Origin of the sequence: Pseudoduganella albidiflava (assembly GCF_004322755.1) — a bacterium.
In the GTDB taxonomy this organism is placed as follows: domain Bacteria; phylum Pseudomonadota; class Gammaproteobacteria; order Burkholderiales; family Burkholderiaceae_D; genus Rugamonas; species Rugamonas albidiflava.
Genome location: NZ_CP036401.1, coordinates 4716121 through 4733637 on the forward strand (window position 1 = coordinate 4716121; position 17517 = coordinate 4733637).

Below are 17517 nucleotides of genomic sequence, written 5' to 3' on the forward strand. Positions count from 1 at the left end.
GCGCGGCAGGATGGCGTTACCGCCCGCGATCACGCTTCCCGCAACGCCTTCTCGCGGTTGCGCAGGGCACGCAGCATCGTGCTGCGCGACGACTGCAGGTGCGTGCGCATGGCCGCCAGCGCGGCCGGCACGTCGCGCGCCACCAGTGCGCGCAGGATCGCCACGTGCTCCTGCACCGCGTACTGGTTGCGTGGCAGCTCGTCGCGCTTGTCCCATTGGTAGTGGTAGTGGAAGACCAGCGAGACCGCGTCGTTCAGGCTGTTCGCGAAGCGGTTGTCCAGCAGGCCGATGAGGAAGGTGTGGAATTCCCGGTCGAGCGGCGGGAATTCCGCATGGCTGGCCGCCGGCGCGGCGCCCAGCGCCTCGTGCCGCGCCAGCAGTTCGGCCAGGCGCTCGAAGGCCGGATCGCCGGCCGGCAGCGCGGCCACCCGCTCGATGGCTTTCAGCTCGAACATTTCGCGCACTTCGCCCAGCTCGTGCGCGAACGATGGATCGAAGGCGCACAGGCGCCAGCCGCCGCGCGGCTTCTTCTCGATCAGGCCGTGGCGGGAAAACCCGATCAGGAATTCGCGCACGGCGATCGTGCTGACGCCGGACGCGCGGGCCAGCTCCGCCTCGGAAAACTCGGCGCCCGGCGGCAGGTCGCGCTGGTAGATGCGTTCCATCAGCACCTGCTGCAGCCGCTCCGTGCCGCTGTGCAGTTCGGCCACATCGAACCAGTCGTCCTCGCGCGGCTTGCGCAGCAACTGGCGCTCCTTCATGCCGGCGATCAGGCCACGCTCGATGAAATACGCCAGCGTGCTGCGGATCGCCGTGCGGCTGCCCTGCCCCAGCTCCGTCATCCTCACCTCGGTGGGCAGCGGCTCGCCGACCGCCACATGGTCGTCGATGTACTGCAGCAGCAGGTTGGTGCAGCGTCGCGAAGTGGTGGGCAGCTTGGACATGGGGCGGGCAACGGGCCGCGCTGGCGGCGCAAGATGAATGATCCGGCATTCTACCTGCCCGCCTGGCCGGCCATTGACCTGCGCACTTGTTTGCCCGCTTGTTTGCCCGCTTGTCTGCCCGCTTATATGTCCACTTCTGCGCGCATCGGCTTCCCGGCGCCATCACACTTCGACGATGGCCTTGATGACGCCGGCGGCCGGGTCCATCCACCGCGGCAGCACGTCGACGAAGCCGGCCAGCGTGGCGCGGTGCGTGTTCATCAGCGCCGTCGGCACCCGGCCGGCCTGCATGGCCGCGAGCACGGCCTGGAAATCGGCTGCGGTGGCGTTGCGGCTGCCCAGCAGGGTGGTCTCGCGCTTGTGGAATTCCGGGTCGTCGAAGGAGATGCGGTCGCGCACGATCGATACCAGCACGTAGCTGCCGCCATGCGCGACGAATTCGAGCCCGCGCTCCATCGCCCGCACATTGCCGGTGGCGTCGAACACGGCGTCGAAGAATTCGCCGCCCGTGATGGCCGCCAGCGCGGCCTTGTCATGTTCGCCCACCGTCACCGTGCGCTCGATGCCCAGCGCCTTGCGGCAGAACGCCAGCCGGTCTTCACGCGTATCGAGCACGCTGACCGTGGCGCCCTGCAGCCCGGCGAACAGGGCCACCGCGATGCCGATCGGCCCGGCGCCCGCCACCAGCACGTTCTGGCCGGGCTTGACATCGCCACGCCGCACGGCATGGGCACCGATGGCGAGGAATTCCAGCATCGCCGCGTCGTCCAGCGAGATCCCGCCGGTCCTGAAAACGAATTGCGCGGGCAGCGGCAGGTATTCGGCCATGCCGCCATCGCGGTGCACGCCCAGTACCTGCAGATGGGTGCAGCAGTTGGTCTTGCCCTTGCGGCAGGCCACGCAGTGGCCGCACGACAGGTAAGGCATCACGTAGACCTGGTCGCCGGCCCGCAGGCCGCTGTCATCCGGGGCCGTGACCACCTCGCCGGACAGTTCGTGACCCATCACGCGGGGATAGTCCAGGTAGGGCTGGGTGCCGCGGAAGATGTGCATGTCCGTGCCGCACAGGCCGATGCGGCGGACCCGCAGCAGCACTTCACCCGGGCCAGCCTTTGGCATGGGCCGGTCGACCAGCCGCAGCTCGCCGGGGGATTCGCAAACGACAGCTTTCATGGGGCCCTTTCGTTGCACCGAAGGCCCCAGTGTACTGCATATATACGATACAAATCTACTGTCTTACCGCTCATGCCGGTGAGCGGTAAGGGTGTGACGCTAATGCCGGTTCCTTAGACTTTCTAGCATGTTACTGATGCCTGCCTCTACCCCAAAAGCGAACTGCTGGGGTCGGACCCGACGGGTCCGACCCCGGATTTTGCGCTTGGGGTTGGCGCAACCAGGCGGCATTGGATGAGTCAGCTCATGCATTGCCCATCAGCGGGATCACGCCGAACAGGATGGCCGCGACCAGCATCACCAGGGTTGCCGAGATCGACCACAGCAGCGTGTAGCGCTGGTGGTCGCCGAATTCCACTTCCGACATGCCGACCAGCAGATAGGTGGAGGCCACGAGCGGGCTCAGCAGGTGGACCGGCTGGCCGACGATCGATGCGCGGCCGATCTCGGCGGCGGTGATGCCGTACACCTCGGCCGCCTTGGCCAGCACCGGCACGATGCCGAAGTAGAACGCGTCGTTCGAGATGAAGAACGTGAACGGGATGCTGAGGATGCCCGTGACCACGGCCAGGTAAGGCCCCATCCATTCCGGCACCCCGGCGATGACGCTGTTGGCGATGGCATCGACCATCTTGGTGCCTTGCAGGATGCCGACGAAGATGCCGGCCGCAAAGATCAGCGACACCACGGGCACGGCGTTGCTGGCATGGGAAGCGATGCGTTCCTTCTGCTCCTGCAGGCCCGGGTAGTTGACCATGATGGCGATGGCGAAGAAGATCATGAACAGTGCCGGCAGCGGCAGCGCGCCCATGATCAGCAGCACCATCAGGGCCGCCGTCAGCAGGAAGTTAATCCAGATCAGCTTGGGCCGTGCGATGCCCGCGCCGGACAGCGTGATCTCCGGCGACGACGCTGCCGGGGCGGATGGGCCGCTGCCAGCCGCGGCGGCCTGGGCGCCGGCCGCGTCGGCGCTGCCGCCATGGGCAACCCACTGGTCGGCGATCGCATTCAGCTCGGCGGTCGGCGGCATGCCGGCCAGGGCAGGCTGCGGGAAACCGGCCGCGGGCGCGGCCTTGCGCTCGGCGCCGCTGGCCGGCAATGCCGCGAAGCCGATGCGCTTGCGCTCCTTCATGCCGAGCATGTAGGCCACGAACAGCACCCACAGCGCGGTGACGGCCATCGGCAGGATCATCGGCACGAAGATCTCGCTGACGTCCACGCCCAGCGCGCTCGCGGCCCGCGCGGTCGGCCCGCCCCACGGCAGGATATTGAACACGCCGCCCGCCAGCATGATCACGCAGGCCAGCACCAGCCGGCTCATGCCCATGCGCTTGTACAGCGGCAGCATGGCCGACACGGTGATCATGTAGGTGGTGGCGCCGTCGCCGTCGAGCGAGATGAACATCGCCAGCGCCGCCGTGCCGACCACGATCTTCATGGGATCGCCGTCGACGATCTTGAGGATGCGGCGCACCACCGGGTCGAACAGGCCGGCATCGATCATGATGCCGAAGTACAGGATGGCGAACATCAGCATGACGCCGGTCGGCGCCAGCTTCTTGATCCCGTCGAGCATCATCGGCCCGAGTTCGGGGCCGAAGCCGCCGATGATGCCGAACGCGATCGGCACGATGATCAGCGCGACCAGCGCCGGCAGGCGCTTGGTCATGATCAGGAACATGAACACTACGACCATCGAATAGGCCAGGGTGGTCAACATTATGGATCTCCTTGCAGGTGCAAACCTGCGTTCTTGCTGTGGGGTCGGGAAGCGCTGCGAATGTTGCCGGGTTCAGGCAACGACGCCGCGTGGGCCAGGATTCAGGGGCAATGCCGGAATCGTCGGGATCGGCGGCGCCAGGACGGCGCGCGCGAAAGTGGTTTGTTCATCGTGTCTCCAGTCGTTGTCGGCGCGTTGTGCCACGCGTTATTGCGCTTGCTTATAACGACTATAAGCTTGCGTTGCTTTCAACTGGCTTTCAGTGGCCTGGATCGGCCTCGAACACCACGCTGACCTTCAGGCCGCGGCCACCTTCCCCGCTGCCGAGCGCCAGGGTGGCGCCATGCAGGCCGGCGATGTCGCGCACGATGGCCAGCCCGAGGCCGGTGCCGCCGGGATTGGCTTCCAGCGTGGCCTGGGCGCGGTAGAACGGCATCAGCACCTTGTCGCGTTCCCCGGCCGGGATGCCGGGCCCGCTGTCGGCCACTTCCAGCAGCACGCCGGCTTCGCGCCGGGCAACCCGCAGCAGCACGCTGCCGCCCGCCGGCGTGTAGCGGATCGCGTTGTCGACCAGGTTGGCGACCAGCTCATGCAGCAGCAGTTCCTGGCCGTGCACCGTGGTATCGGCGCCCTCCTCCGCCTCCAGCGCCAGGTCGATGCCTTTCTGCACGGCCGGCACGGCCAGCTCCAGCCCCACCTGGGCCGCCACGGCCGCCAGCGCGACCGGCCCGGCGGGCGTGCTGCCGCCGCCATGCTCGATGCGCGCCAGCGTGAGCAGCCGGTTGGCCAGGTGGATGGCCGAATCGGTGGTGCCGGCGATCGAGCGCACGATGGCGCGCATGGCCGCCGGGTCGTCTTCGCGCAGGGCGATCTCGGCCTGCGTCTTGAGCACCGCCAGCGGCGTGCGCAGCTGGTGCGATGCGTCGGCGATGAAGCGGCGCTGGCTGGCGACCAGGGCCTGCATGCGCGCCATGGTGCCGTTCATGGCCGCCACCAGCGGCCGCACTTCCCGGTGCACCAGGGCCTGGTCGATGTTCGACAGGTCCGACAGCGGCCGCGTCTCGAACTCGTTCTTCAGCCGCATCAGCGGGCGCAGCACCAGGCGCACGGCGAACCACACCAGCGTGGCCACGGCCAGCACCAGCAGGGCCTGGCGCAGCAGCGTGTTGACCAGGATGCGCCGCGACAGCGCGCGGCGCGCGTCGAGCGTCTCCCCCACCTGGATCAGCGCGATGCCGCGCATCGTGTCGTCGTAGACCGGCTGCAGCAGCGCCGCGATGCGCACCGGCTCGCCGTTGTAGTCGGCATGATAGAAGCGCACCAGCGCCGGATACAGGTCCGAGCGGGGTTCCCTGGCCGGCACCGCCGGCAGGTCGCCGTAGCCCGACACGGTTTCGCCGTGCAGCCCGGTCACCTTGTAGTAGATGCGGCCCAGCGTATCGGTCTCGAAACTGTCCAGCGCCACGTAGGGCACATTCGCGACGACCTTGCCGTCGCGCACGGAAACCCGTTCCGCCAGCGCGCGCGTGGAGGACAGCAGCGAGCGGTCGTAGGCGATGTCGGCGGTTTCCAGCGCGTCGCGGTACACCGACACGGCGTTCAGCGCCACCAGCGCCACGAGGGGCAGGATCAGCCAGCGCAGCAGCTGGTTGCGCAGGCTGCCCAGCGGCGTGGCGGCGCCGTTGCGGCCGGACGGTGCGGCGAACCAAGACATGGCGGCGCCGGCGTCAGGCCGGGCGTTCCTGCATGATGTAGCCGATGCCGCGCAGCGTGACGATCGACGCGCCGCCATCCGGGCGGCGTTCCAGTTTCTTGCGGATGCGGTGGACATACAGCTCGATGGCGTCGAGGTTGACGTCGTCTTCCAGCGCGAAGACTTCCTGGAACAGCTTCTCCTTCGACAGGGCGCGGCCCGGCCGGGCGATCAGCGCCTCCAGCACGGCATGCTCGCGCGGCGTGAGCGCAAGCGGTTCGCCGCAGTAGGAAAACATGCGCGACACGGTATCGAAACTCAGCTGGCCGCAGCGGTGCACCAGGGCCTCGTTGCCGCTGCGGCGCCGCAGCAGCGCCTTCACGCGCGCCTCCAGCTCGGCCAGCTCGAACGGCTTGGCCAGGTAATCGTCGGCGCCTTCGTTCAGGCCCTGCACCCGGTCTTCCAGCCCGCCCCGCGCCGTCAGGATCAGCACGGGCGTGCCGCCGCGGCTGCCGCCGCGGGCGCGCAGGCGGCGCAGCACTTCCATCCCGTCCATCCGCGGCAGGGTCAGGTCGAGGATCACCAGCGCGTAGTCCTGGGTATGCAGCAGCGTGTCCGCGTCCGCGCCGGTGGCGGCGCACTCGACGGTGAGGTTGGCATCGCGCAAAGCCTTCGACACCCAGTGGGCCAGCTCGACGTGGTCTTCGACTAACAGGATTCTCATCGCGCCAGTGTAAGCGCAAACGGCGCCGCCGGGAAAGGCCGGGCCGCGGAAGTGCCTGGTGCCGGACACCGGAACGACTGCACTGCACTGTGATGCGGGTACCGGCCGCGGCGCGCGTGCACTGAAAGGGAATTGAAAGCTCGCTGCGCATATAGTCCGCTCAAAGCCGTCCGCCCCGCCCCGTGGACAAGCGGCACACAACAATGACAGATCAGGAGACACCATGAAGCAACCAGCACTCGCGCTCGCCATCCTGGCGGCGTTTTCCCTGAACCATTCGGCCTTCGCCCAGAGCAGCGTGGAGCTCTACGGCCTGCTCGACGTCGGCGTCGAATACGTCAACCATGCCGGCGACGACGGCGGCAGCCTGGCGCGCGTGATCTCGGGCGGCAAGAACACCTCGCGCTGGGGCATCCGCGGCAGCGAAGACCTGGGCGGAGGCCTGAAGGCCGTGTACAACCTGGAAGGCGGCATCCTGATGGACACCGGTGCCGCCGATGGCGCGCTGTTCAAGCGCCAGGCCTACGTGGGCCTGGACGGCAAGTATGGCCGGCTCGTCATCGGCCGCTCGTTCACCACCACGTACGACCTGGTGATCAAGTTCGATCCACTGGGCTTCGCGCCCAATTACTCGTGGGCCACCACCGGCGGCGCCACCGGGCCGTCGAAGTACGGCATGACGACGTCGTTCGACAACATGGTCAAATACACCGGCAAGAGCGGCGGCTTTACCTATGGCGCCTCGATCGGGCTGGGCGAACGGGCCGGCAACGCGAACGAAGGCCGCAAGATCGCGCTGGGCGGTTCGTGGTTCGGCAAGGGACTCGGCCTGATGGCGGCCTGCGAACAGGTCAACGGGACCACGGTCGCCCCGGCCATCCGGCGCGACAGGACCAACGTCTGCCACCTGGCGAGCGATTACACGACGGGCGACTGGCGCTACACGGCCGGCATGCGCGCCTACAAGCTGCGCCATGGCGCCGCCGCGACCGCCGACCTGCGCGGCAATACCTACTGGGGCGGCATCACCCGCGTGATCGACGACGTGACGCTGACCGGCGCCGTCTACCACATCGACACGCGCAACCTGCCGGCCGGCCAGGATGCCGATCCGACGATGTTCGTGGCGCGCGCCATGCTGGCGCTGTCCAAGCGCACCACGCTGTACGTGTCGGCCGCGCATGCCAAGGCCGACGAAGGCCAGCTGGTCGGGCTGTCGCGCGACGACGCGGGCACCGGCACCACGCAGAGCGGCATCACGGCCGGCATCCAGCACCGCTTCTGACCATCGTTGAATTGATCCCGGGCGCGCCCGCGCGGCGCGCTATGATGGGCGCATGAAACATGGATGCATGAAACAGGGCCGCATGAAGCATGGCCGAATGAAACACCTGCCCCGCTTCCTCGCCGCGCGCCTGCTGCCGTGGCTTGCCCTGCTCTGCCTGGAGCACGCCCGGGCCGCGCCGCCCGAAGCGGAATGCCTGATCCCCTCCAAGCCGGGCGGCGCGATGGACCTGACCTGCAAGCTGGCCCGGCAAGCCTTGCAGCAAACCCCGGCCGCGCCGCAGCTCAAGCTGAGCTACCTGCCCGGCGGCGTGGGCGCGGTAGCGTGGCACACGCTGGTATCGCAGCGCCGTGCGGAACCGAACACGCTGGTCACCTTTTCCAGCGGGTCCATCCTGAACCTGGCCCTGGGCAAGTTCGGCAAGGCCGATGTCAACGACGTCCGCTGGGTCGCCGCGTTCGGCGCCGACTACGGCATGGTTGCCGTGCGCGCCGATTCGCCGTATCGCACGCTGGGCGACCTGGTCGGCGCCTTGAAGCGCGATCCGCGCCAGGTGCTGATCGGCATGTCCGGCACGGTGGGCAGCCAGGACTGGATCAAGATGGCGCTGCTGGCGCGCCTGGCCGGCATCGACCCGCGCAAGCTGCGCTTCGTGGCGCTGGAAGGCGGCGGCGAGCAGTTCGTGGCGATGCAGGCCAACCATGTGCAGGCCGTGTCGGGCGACACCTCCGAAGCGCTGCTCAATGCCGGCCCCGGCAAGGTGCGGGTGCTGGCCGTGCTGGCCGAACGGCGCCTGCCCGGCCTGCTGGCCGGCGTGCCGACGGCGCGCGAACAGGGCTATGACGTGGTCTGGCCAGTGATCCGCGGCGTGTGGATGGGACCCGACGTGCCCGAGGCCGACTACCGGCGCTGGGTGGCGGCCTTCGCCGGCATCGAAACGGCGCCCGGCTTCGCGCAGATGCGCACGCAGGCCGGGCTGTATCCGTTCACGCTGACGGGCGAGGCGCTGACCGCCTACGTCCGGCGCACCGCCGACACCTACAACCGCCAGGCCAGGCAGTTCGGGCTGGTGCGCGAGCGTTAATGGTGCGCGAGCGTTAAGCCACCCGGGCGCTCAGGCGCTCAGTTGCAGCAGCACGGAAGCGTGCGGCGCCAATGCCTGCCTGACGCTGCCCGTGACGGGCGCCATGTCGCGCCGCGCCCACAGGTCGCGGCACTTCACCTGCCGGCCGCCCAGGTTCAGGCGCGACAGGTCGAACACCAGTTCGGTGGCGCTGTCGCCGGTATTGAACAGGGCGAGATAATGGACGTTGCCCTGGCCGGCGGGCTGGGCGCTCCAGATGCGCGTGCCGGCGTCGGCCCGGTGTGGCCGGTTCGCCGTGCTGCGCTGGTTCACGGCCAGCACTTCCGGGTTGGTCAGCAGCGCCAGCGTGCGCTCATCCAGGTGGCGCAGGTCGCCGCCCATGATCAGCGGCGAGCGGGCGATCGACCACAGCGTCATCAGCGTCTGCTGCTCGTCGGGCGTGAACTTGGTATCGCGCTCGCCGAGCGCCAGTCGGCCCAGCGGCAGCATGTCGGCATCCGGCCACGCGTTGGCGGCCATGTACGGATTCCAGTTTTCCAGCCGCGTGAACTGCTCGTGCAGCAATTTCCATTCATCCCAGAAGTCGTCCGAGATGCGCCACATCTGCGCATAGTGCGGCACGTGCAGGGCCCACTTCAGGTCCGTTTCGCCCGGCGACAGGCTGAGGGTGATCGGCCGGCCCGTCTTCTGGATCGCCTTGCGCGCCGCCTCGATTTCCGGCCAGTTGGCATCGTAGGGGCGCGACATGTCGTCCATCTTGATGAAGTCCACGCCCCACGACGCATACAGCGCGAAGATCGAATCGTAGTAGGCCTGGGCACCGGGCTTGCTCATGTCCACGCCGTACATGTCGGGATTCCATGCGCAGATCGAATTCGTGTTGGCGATGTCCTGCGCGCGATACTGCGTGCCCAGCACCGGCGTGTTGGCGCGCACGGCCTGGCGCGGAATGCCCCGCATCACGTGGATGCCGAACTTCATGCCCAGCTTGTGCACCTGGTCGGCCAGCGCCTTGAAGCCGCCACCGCCGGCCGCGCTGGGGAAACGGTTCGGCGCCGGCAGCAGGCGGCCGTTGGCATCCATCGCCAGTTCCGCACCCTTGCGGTATTCATAGCTGTTGGCGTTCGGCTCGTACCACTGGATGTCGACGGTGAACACGTCATACCCGGACGGCAGCAGTTTTTCCGCCATGATGCGGGCATTTTCCAGCGCCTGCGCTTCGGTGATCGTGGTGGCGAACGAGTTCCAGCTGTTCCAGCCCATCGGCGGGGTCGGCGCCAGCTCCCTGGTCTTGCGCACCGGGGTGGCCGTTGCCGCGCTGGCGACGGTGGGGGTGACTGCAGGGGCCACGCTGGCCAGGCCGGTGAGGATGGAAGCGGTAAGAAGGTTTCTGCGGTGTGGGTTCATGCTCTGCCAGGAATTGGATGATCGATTGGACCGCCGCCTTCAAATGTCGCCAGGGGCAGGTTCCGCGTTGTCGTCGTCTTCGATCCGGCGCCCGCCGATCCTCGAGCCAGCGGCTGCGGAATCGTCGGACGGTCTTCTCCCCCGGATCGAGCGCCCATGATGATAACTCGGCAATCCGGCGCGGCGGCCCCTTCTGCGATCACGAAATGACCGGCTCCGATACCGAAAACGGCATCTTGCGCCCCCTGGCTGTGGCGCCATCGGCTGGCCGCCAGCGCGCCGACGCTAGCGGGAATGCCGGCAAGTGGATGCCCGACCTGTGCAGGCTTCGTCCAGCCCCTTCACTCCTGCTGTGCCATCCACACGAGTTCCCACACGTGGCCATCCAGGTCCTCGAAGGCGTGGCTGTACATGAAGCCATGGTCTTGCGGCGCACGCGGCGCCCGGCCGCCGGCGGCGATCGCCTTGGCCACGATTCCGTCGACTTCCTCCCGGCTTTCGCAGCTCAGGCAGATCAGCACCCCGGTCGCCTCCTTCGCCTGCGCAATGGGCTTGTCGATGAAGGTCTTGAAGAACGCGTGCGTCAGCAGCATCGCATAGATGCTGCCCTCGGCGATCACCAGGCAGGCACCGCTCTCGTTGGTGAATTGCGCATTGAACGTGTAACCGAGCGCCTGGAAAAACTCCTTGGATTTGTCGAGGTCGCTGACCGGCAGGTTGACGAAGATCTGTTTATTCATGACATCCTCATTTGGTAAAGGTGGGTGGAATAACGGGTCTGGCATTCTGACGACGAACGATGATGGGTTAAATCGACAATGTAATCAAGAAAATACCGGGTCACTCGCAGAGCCGGGCTGCGCCGACCCGGCGTGTGCTGCCCGGCTGGCGCATCGACCAGCACTTGTCCCGGACACTGTCCCGTCCAGGCCTGGTCGCCGATTACCCCAGCTCGATGGCGCATTGCATTGTGCACTGCACAAAACTTCGCTTGACTTCCCCCCTCATCCCTGTACACTGAACTTTGTTGCGCTGCACAATAGATTAGCTTGAGCGGTCAATCACGACCTCTCATCAATGTGATTACACTGGAGAACACCATGTCCACGATTCCCGAGCAATTTTCCAATGCCGCCAAGGCCAGCTTCGACAACCAGTTCGCCAGCTTCTCGGCCCTGACCAACACGGCGCTGGAAGGCTTCCAGAAACTGGCGGCACTGAACATGGCCACTGCCAAGGCATCGCTGGAGGGTTCTTCCGTCACCGCCAAGCAGCTGCTGTCGGCCAGCAACCCGCAAGAGTTCTTCTCGCTGAGCACGGCGCAGGCCCAGCCGGCGGCTGAAAAAGCCCTGGCCTACGGCCGCCAGGTGTCGTCGATCGCTGCCGAAACGGCTGCCGAGTTCTCGAAAGCGGCCAAGGCGCAAATCACGGAAAACAGCCGCAAGGTGATTTCGCTGGTGAACGAAGCCAGCAAGCACGCGCCGGCCGGCAGCGAAAACGCCGTCGCCCTGTTCAAGTCCGCACTGGGCAACGCCGACGCCGGCTACGAACAGCTCACCCGTTCGGCGAAGCAGGCTTCGGACACGATCGAAGCTAACGTGACCGCCGCGGTGAACCAGTTCAATTCGGCCGTCAAGAACAGCCCGCTGGCTGCCGCCGCCAAGTAATCGGCGCCCGCGCCAGCCGGCGCACTCACGGTGTCCCGCGTTGCGGAATCGTTCAATGCATTCGACGAACTGCGACCGGGACACCAGCCCTGCTGGCTGGCGGCCTCGCGTTACCGGCGCCGCCTGAACGGATAGCCGGCCCAGTGGCCGAGCGCATACAGCGCCAGCAAGGTCGGCGGCCAGATGGCAAGGTAGGCCATCGTCCACGACATGCCGCCCATCCGCTGCAACAGGCTGTCAGGCAATGCCGCCAATTGCAGGGCGATCGGCAGTTGCAGCAAGACATAACTCCCCTTGGGATCCCCGGGCTCCGCCCATAGCGCCGCGGCGACCGCCGCAGCGGTCACGGCAACGTACATGCCGGACAATCCCAATCCTGTGCGGCTCCATCGCATCGGTATCGCTCCATCCTGAATATTCTCTACAACGCGGCAAGCCGGCACCGGCATCGCGAACAGACCGGGCACTTTCCTATGGATGCAGCCTGCCACCGGCACCACGGCTCCCTGTGCGGTCGTTTCGTCACTATCCGTTACGGCAAGGGCGGCATGCATGTACGCCGGCGCGCATCACCCGCCCCGCTGCCCCTTCAGCAGCGCCACCAGCGCCGCCGGCTCGGCCTCGACCAGCATCCGCTCCGCGTTGCGCGGGTGGATGAAGCCTTCTTCGCGCGCGTGCGCGACGAAATCGATCAGCCGGTCGTAGAAGCCATCGACGTTGAACAGCGCGATCGGCTTGTCGTGGATGCCCAGCTGCGACCAGGTCAGCATCTCGAACAGTTCTTCCAGCGTGCCCAGCCCGCCGGGCATGGCGATGAAGCCGTCGGACAGCTGGGCCATCATGGCCTTGCGCTCGTGCATGTCCTTGACGATGAATTGCCGCGTCAGCCCCGTGTGGCCCACTTCGCGCTCGACCAGCGCGGTGGGGATCACGCCCGTCACCTCGCCACCCAGGCGCAGCACTTCGTCGGCGATCACGCCCATCAGCCCCACGTTGCCGCCGCCATAGACCAGCGCCAGGTTGGCATCGACCAGCGCGGCCGCCAGGGCACGCGCGCGTTCCGCATACAGCGGGCTGGCGCCGGCATTGGCGCCACAGTACACACAGACAGATTTCACTTGTTCAGTTTCTTGAGGTAGTCGTCGGACAGTTTCTGGAAGCGCGCCAGCGTTTCGCCGCGCAGGTAGGGTTCGACCTGGATCAGCACCTGGTAGCAGCCGCGCGCCAGCGCATCGGCCATCGACTGCTGCTCGGTGTACTTGCGCGGATTGCGCACGTATTCATACGACAGCCAGTAGGTGGCCACCACCACCATATTGGTTGCCATCGCATCGATCTTCACATCGTTCGCTTCCAGCGCCCCTTCGCTGCGCAAGTCTTCGCACAGCTGCCTGGCCACCTTGATCTTGTGCGCCAGGATCTGCTTGAAGTGCAGTTCCAGCTTGCGGTTGCGCGACAGCAGGTCGTTCAGGTCGCGGTAGAAGAAGCGGTAGCGCCAGATCAGCTCGAACATCAGGTGCAGGTACTGCCACACGTCTTCGATGTTCGAGCGGCGCCCGGCCGGTACGTGGAGGATGCGTTCGATTTCCTGCTCGAACTGGACGAAGATCGAGTTGACGATGTCGTCCTTGTTGCGGAAGTGGTAGTACAGGTTACCCGGGGAGATGCTCAGTTCTTCGGCGATCACGGTCGTGGTGATGTTCGGTTCGCCGAATTCGTTGAACAGGCGCAGCGACAATTCCTGGATGCGTTCGCGTGTTCTTCTGGGAGCTTTCTGTAACATGGCCGGAGGTGCTGTTGTTTTGGTCGCCAGCATAACACCGATGGCACGGCCGTGCGGAGTTGTCCCGGCCGCGCGGGCCGCGGCGGGCCAGCGGAGCGCTAGCGGTCCTTCTTCAGCTTGCCCACCTGGGCCCGCAAGCCATCGACCTGCTGCTTCAGCGCCTCCACTTCCTGCCGCAGCGGCGCGGTGGCGGAGATCACGGCGCGCTGCACCTGCTCTTCCATCGCCCGGTCGCGCAACTGCCGCTTCGGCGACGCGGCCGATTCATGCCGCACGGCGGCGCGCAGGGTTTCGGCGCGTTCGCGGCGCGCCGCGAAGTCTTCGAGGCCGGCCTGCCAGATTGCCTGGATGCGTTTTTTCACCATGATGTGCTCTCCTAAGCCGCCTGGGCCCTCCTCGACTGCGAGTACAGCCGGAACCCCTCGCGGATGTTTTCGCGCAATACCGCGCCCTTCCAAGGCTTGGTGTAGAAGCGGTCGATCGCGCCCTGGTTGATGGCGGCCATGATGGGCGTCAGGTCCGCGTAGGCCGACAGCATGATGCGGAAGGTATCGGGCGCCAGGTTCTTGACCCGCTGCATGAACTCGGTGCCGCTCATCGTCGGCATGCACTGGTCGCACAGGATCACCTGCACGTTGTGGCGCGCCAGGATGTCGAAGCCTTCCAGCGCCGTTTGCGCCGTGAGGATCCGGTAGCCGTCCTGGGCCAGGAAGTCCGACAGCACGTCGAGCATGAAGGCGTCGTCGTCGACGATCAGCAGGGTCGGCTTGCCATCGTCGGGCACTTCGTCGGCCGGCGCGGCCAGGTGGCGCTTCTCGCGCAGCATCAGTTCGAAATCGTCGGCCGGCACTGGCCGCGAAAAGAAATAGCCCTGCATCTCGTCGCAGTCGTGCCGGCGCAGGTAGGCCAGCTGGGCGTCCTTTTCCACGCCTTCGGCGATCACCTTCAGCTTCATGCTGTGCGCCATGTTGATGATGGCCAGCACGATCGCCGCGTCGTCCGGGTTCGAGGTCACTTCGCGCACGAAGGCGATGTCGATCTTCAGCTTGTCGATCGGGAAGCGCTTCAGGTAGGCCAGCGACGAATAGCCGGTGCCGAAGTCGTCGATCGAGATCTTGATGCCCAGTTCCTTCAGGTTCTGCAGCATCGTGATGGTTTCCTCGGCATTGCTCATCAGCGAGCTTTCCGTCAGCTCCAGCTCGAGCAGCTCGGGCGGGATATCGTGCTCGCGCAGCGCGCGCAGGACTTCTTCCTCCAGCCCGCCGACGAAGAACTGGATACCGGACACGTTCACGGAAATCTGCACCGCGCCCGCGCCGCTCTTGATCCAGTGCGCGATCTGGCGGCACGCCTCATCGATCACCCAGGCGCCCACCCGCACGATCAGGCCGGTCTCTTCCAGCAAGGGGATGAACAGGGCCGGCGACACCATGCCGTGGCCGGGCCGGTTCCAGCGAAGCAGCGCCTCGGCGCCGCTGATGCGGCCCGTGCCGATGTCGATCTTCGGCTGGAAATACAGCACGAACTCGCGGTTGTCGATGGCGCGCCGCAGCGCGTTTTCCAGGTCCAGCCGGGCCAGCGACTGGGCGTTCATCTCGGCCGTGAAGAAGCGGTAGGCGTCGCGCCCCGCTTCCTTGGCACGGTACATCGCCGTGTCGGCATACTTGATCAGCGTATCGGCATCCTGCCCGTCGTCCGGGTAGACCGAAATGCCGATCGAGGCGGTGACGGTGACTTCATGCCCCTGCAGGTCGAACGGCTTGCGCATGGCTTCGCGCAGCTTCTCGAGCACGGGCAGCGCGCCCTGCACCCCTTCCGGCAGCATCAGGATGGCGGCGAACTCGTCGCCGCCGAAGCGGCCGATCGTATCGCGCACGCGCAGGCAGTCGACCAGGCGGCTGGAGAACTGCTTCAGCAGTTCGTCGCCGATCGTGTGGCCCAGCGTATCGTTGATGTTCTTGAAACGGTCCATGTCGAGGAACAGCACGGCCAGCGCCCAGCGGTGCTCGGCGGCCTGCTTCAGCGAATGGGTCAGCGATTCATACAGCTGGCTGCGGTTCGGCAAGTTCGTCAGCGTGTCGAAATGGGCCAGTTTCAGCAGGCGGCGTTCGGCTTCCTTGCGTTCCGTGATGTCGCGCGCCACGGCCACCAGGATCCAGTTCTGCCCGGAGCGCAGCGTGCGGCGCTGCACCTCGACCGACATCAGCGAGCCGTCGCGCCGGTGCAGCATCAGTTCGGCCATGGCGCCGCCCTGGTCGCCGGCCAGCAGCTTGTCGTACAGGTCGATCAGCTGCATCGGCGCGCTGCCCCGCTCGCGCTGGCCCACCAGCAGGAAATCCTCGCGCTCGAAACCCAGCATGCGGCACGCGGTCACGTTGACGTCGACGAAGCAGGTATTGGCGCGGTCGACCAGGAAGATCGCGTCCGCCGTGGCATCCATCGCCAGGCGGAAGCGGCGCAGGTCTTCGGTGAGCCGGTTGCGCGCCGCCATGTCCTGCTGCAGCTGCGCGTGGCTGCGGCGCACTTCCTCGTACAGCTGCAGATTTTCATACGACACGGCGATCTGCGCGGCGACGGTGACGGCGATGCGTTCATCGACTTCGGAGAAGCCGTCGTCGCCCAGCTTGTCCGCCAGGTACAGCCAGCCATGCACGCGCGTGCCGGACGCGATCGGCACACCCAGGAAGGAATGCACGGCCGGGTGACCTTCCGGCAGGCCCAGGTGCGCCGGGTCGCCCGGCAGCGCGTGCTGGCGCACCGGCTGGCGTTCCTGCAGGATGCGGTTGAGGATGCCGGCCTTCGGCGTGGCGCACACCGCCTGGGCGCCCTCGGCGGTACCGCAGTGGCTGAACCAGCCCAGCCCGCCGCCTTCGCCCTCGCCCTCGCTATTGAGCACGCCGATGCAGGCGTATTTCGCCACGCAGATGTTTTGCGCGACCTTGCAGCCGATATCGACCAGCGCCTGCGGCTCGCGCTCGGCGGACAGGTCGATGCCCAGCTCGATCAGCGCCGTCAGCCGCAGGCTCACCGCCTGCAGGCTGGACAGGCTGTTCGACAGCCGCTGCGTCATCGAGCGCAGCCGCTCGGTTTCGCCGTCCGGCGTTTCATGATGGGCCAGTTCGGAAATCACCTGGGTCGACGATTCCACTTCGTCCAGGTACTCGGCCATCTTGTGGCCAATGCCGCCCAGCTTGCTGTCATCGCCCGGCGAATCGCCCAGGCCGGCGGCCAGCCCGGCTGAGAAGTCCGGCACGTCGGCCTGGCCGGCGGGCACGCCCAGGGCTTCCTGCACGGTGGCCATGATCACGTCCGGATCGGAGGGCTTCGGCAGCACCCAGCGCACGCCGCACGACTGTGCCACGGCCACCGCTTCGCGTTCGCGGTAGGTGGCGGTATAGAAGATGATCGGCACGTTGGCCGTTTCCGGATTGTCGCGCACGCGGGCCACGAATTCGTAGCCATCCATGTTCGGCATCAGGATGTCGGAGATGATCAGGTCGGGCCGGTCGCGCTCCATCAGCCTGAGCGCTTCGATGCCGCTGGCCGCCTCCATCAGGCGGTGGCCGGAAAAGCCCAGCAGGGTCATCAGGAACTGCCGGTTCAGCACATGATCGTCGACGATCAGGATCGTTGCGATGTCGTCTGTTTTACGGGGCGACATCTCCCCTGGCAAAAAAGATTCGAGTTGCGTGACGAAACTGTCCGGCTCGATCGGCTTGCCGATGTAGCCGTCGAACCCGGCACCGAGCAGGCGTTCGCGGTCACCCACCATGGCCAGCGCGGTGACCGCCAGTGCGGGAATGCGCCGGGTGGCCGGATCGGCCTTCAGCGTGGAGACGACGCCATAACCGTCGAGCTTGGGCAGGTGCACGTCGCAGATGATCAGGTCCGGCAGCTCGCGCCGCGCCGCCGCCACGCCTTCTTCGCCGTCGCTCGCGGTGAGCGGCGTGTAGCCGAAGGCGCGCAGCAGGTACACCATCAACTCCATGTTGGTGGGATTGTCTTCGATGATGAGGATGCGTGCAGACACGTGTCCC

General features: G+C 66.6%; 15 protein-coding genes. 3 read left to right on the forward strand and 12 right to left on the reverse strand.

The genetic code is table 11. The annotated features are described in order from the left end of the window. Positions 1-29 precede the first annotated feature (29 nt). The 5 genes from EYF70_RS19465 to EYF70_RS19485 form a co-directional block, all read right to left on the reverse strand. Entirely contained in the window at positions 30-944 is a 915-nt protein-coding gene (locus EYF70_RS19465) for a GntR family transcriptional regulator (RefSeq protein ID WP_131146895.1), read from the reverse strand. Positions 945-1106: 162 nt separating this feature from the next. Next, positions 1107-2117 carry a zinc-binding alcohol dehydrogenase family protein gene (locus tag EYF70_RS19470; RefSeq protein WP_131146896.1) on the reverse strand — a complete coding sequence of 337 codons (1011 nt, stop codon included), beginning with the start codon at positions 2115-2117 and terminating at the stop codon, positions 1107-1109. A gap of 244 nt (positions 2118-2361) precedes the next feature. Further along, complete coding sequence (locus EYF70_RS19475) at positions 2362-3837, reverse strand: CitMHS family transporter (protein ID WP_131146897.1); 1476 nt, start codon at positions 3835-3837, stop codon at positions 2362-2364. 259 nt (positions 3838-4096) lie between these two features. After that, entirely contained in the window at positions 4097-5551 is a 1455-nt protein-coding gene (locus EYF70_RS19480) for a sensor histidine kinase (RefSeq protein WP_131146898.1), read from the reverse strand. A gap of 13 nt (positions 5552-5564) precedes the next feature. After that, positions 5565-6254, reverse strand: coding sequence for a response regulator (locus EYF70_RS19485; protein ID WP_131146899.1), 690 nt, complete (start codon positions 6252-6254; stop codon positions 5565-5567). A gap of 223 nt (positions 6255-6477) precedes the next feature. Between EYF70_RS19485 and EYF70_RS19490 the strand changes: the two genes are divergently transcribed. Then, on the forward strand, positions 6478-7539 hold the full coding sequence (locus EYF70_RS19490; protein WP_131146900.1) for a porin: 1062 nt from the start codon (positions 6478-6480) through the stop codon (positions 7537-7539). A 97-nt stretch (positions 7540-7636) separates the two neighbouring features. Further along, positions 7637-8623: a tripartite tricarboxylate transporter substrate binding protein gene (locus EYF70_RS19495; protein ID WP_131146901.1), complete on the forward strand. Its 987-nt coding sequence runs from the start codon at positions 7637-7639 to the stop codon at positions 8621-8623. A gap of 30 nt (positions 8624-8653) precedes the next feature. On the opposite strand, the gene EYF70_RS19500 is transcribed toward EYF70_RS19495, so the two are convergent. Together EYF70_RS19500 and EYF70_RS19505 are read right to left on the reverse strand one after the other, a co-directional pair. After that, positions 8654-10030: a glycoside hydrolase family 27 protein gene (locus EYF70_RS19500; RefSeq protein WP_131146902.1), complete on the reverse strand. Its 1377-nt coding sequence runs from the start codon at positions 10028-10030 to the stop codon at positions 8654-8656. 341 nt (positions 10031-10371) lie between these two features. Further along, positions 10372-10770: a VOC family protein gene (locus EYF70_RS19505; RefSeq protein ID WP_131146903.1), complete on the reverse strand. Its 399-nt coding sequence runs from the start codon at positions 10768-10770 to the stop codon at positions 10372-10374. 360 nt (positions 10771-11130) lie between these two features. Here EYF70_RS19505 and phaP point away from each other — a divergent pair, with 360 nt between their 5' ends. After that, positions 11131-11697 (forward strand): phasin family protein, encoded by a 567-nt coding sequence (gene phaP, locus EYF70_RS19510; protein WP_131146904.1) that lies wholly within the window; start codon positions 11131-11133, stop codon positions 11695-11697. A 110-nt stretch (positions 11698-11807) separates the two neighbouring features. Here the strand turns inward: phaP and EYF70_RS31395 are convergent, their stop codons facing one another. The 5 genes from EYF70_RS31395 to EYF70_RS19535 all read right to left on the reverse strand — a co-directional run bounded on the left by EYF70_RS31395 (position 11808) and on the right by EYF70_RS19535 (position 17510). Then, complete coding sequence (locus tag EYF70_RS31395) at positions 11808-12251, reverse strand: hypothetical protein (protein WP_218943701.1); 444 nt, start codon at positions 12249-12251, stop codon at positions 11808-11810. 15 nt (positions 12252-12266) lie between these two features. After that, entirely contained in the window at positions 12267-12815 is a 549-nt protein-coding gene (locus EYF70_RS19520; protein WP_131146905.1) for an LOG family protein, read from the reverse strand. Next, positions 12812-13480: a TetR/AcrR family transcriptional regulator gene (locus EYF70_RS19525; RefSeq protein WP_131146906.1), complete on the reverse strand. Its 669-nt coding sequence runs from the start codon at positions 13478-13480 to the stop codon at positions 12812-12814. Before EYF70_RS19525 ends, EYF70_RS19520 begins: the two co-directional genes overlap by 4 nt. Positions 13481-13578: 98 nt before the next feature. Beyond that, a complete protein-coding gene (locus EYF70_RS19530; protein WP_131146907.1) occupies positions 13579-13845 on the reverse strand; it encodes a hypothetical protein in 267 nt (88 codons plus the stop codon). Between the two features lie 11 nt (positions 13846-13856). After that, positions 13857-17510 (reverse strand): EAL domain-containing protein, encoded by a 3654-nt coding sequence (locus EYF70_RS19535; protein ID WP_131146908.1) that lies wholly within the window; start codon positions 17508-17510, stop codon positions 13857-13859. Positions 17511-17517 lie beyond the last annotated feature (7 nt).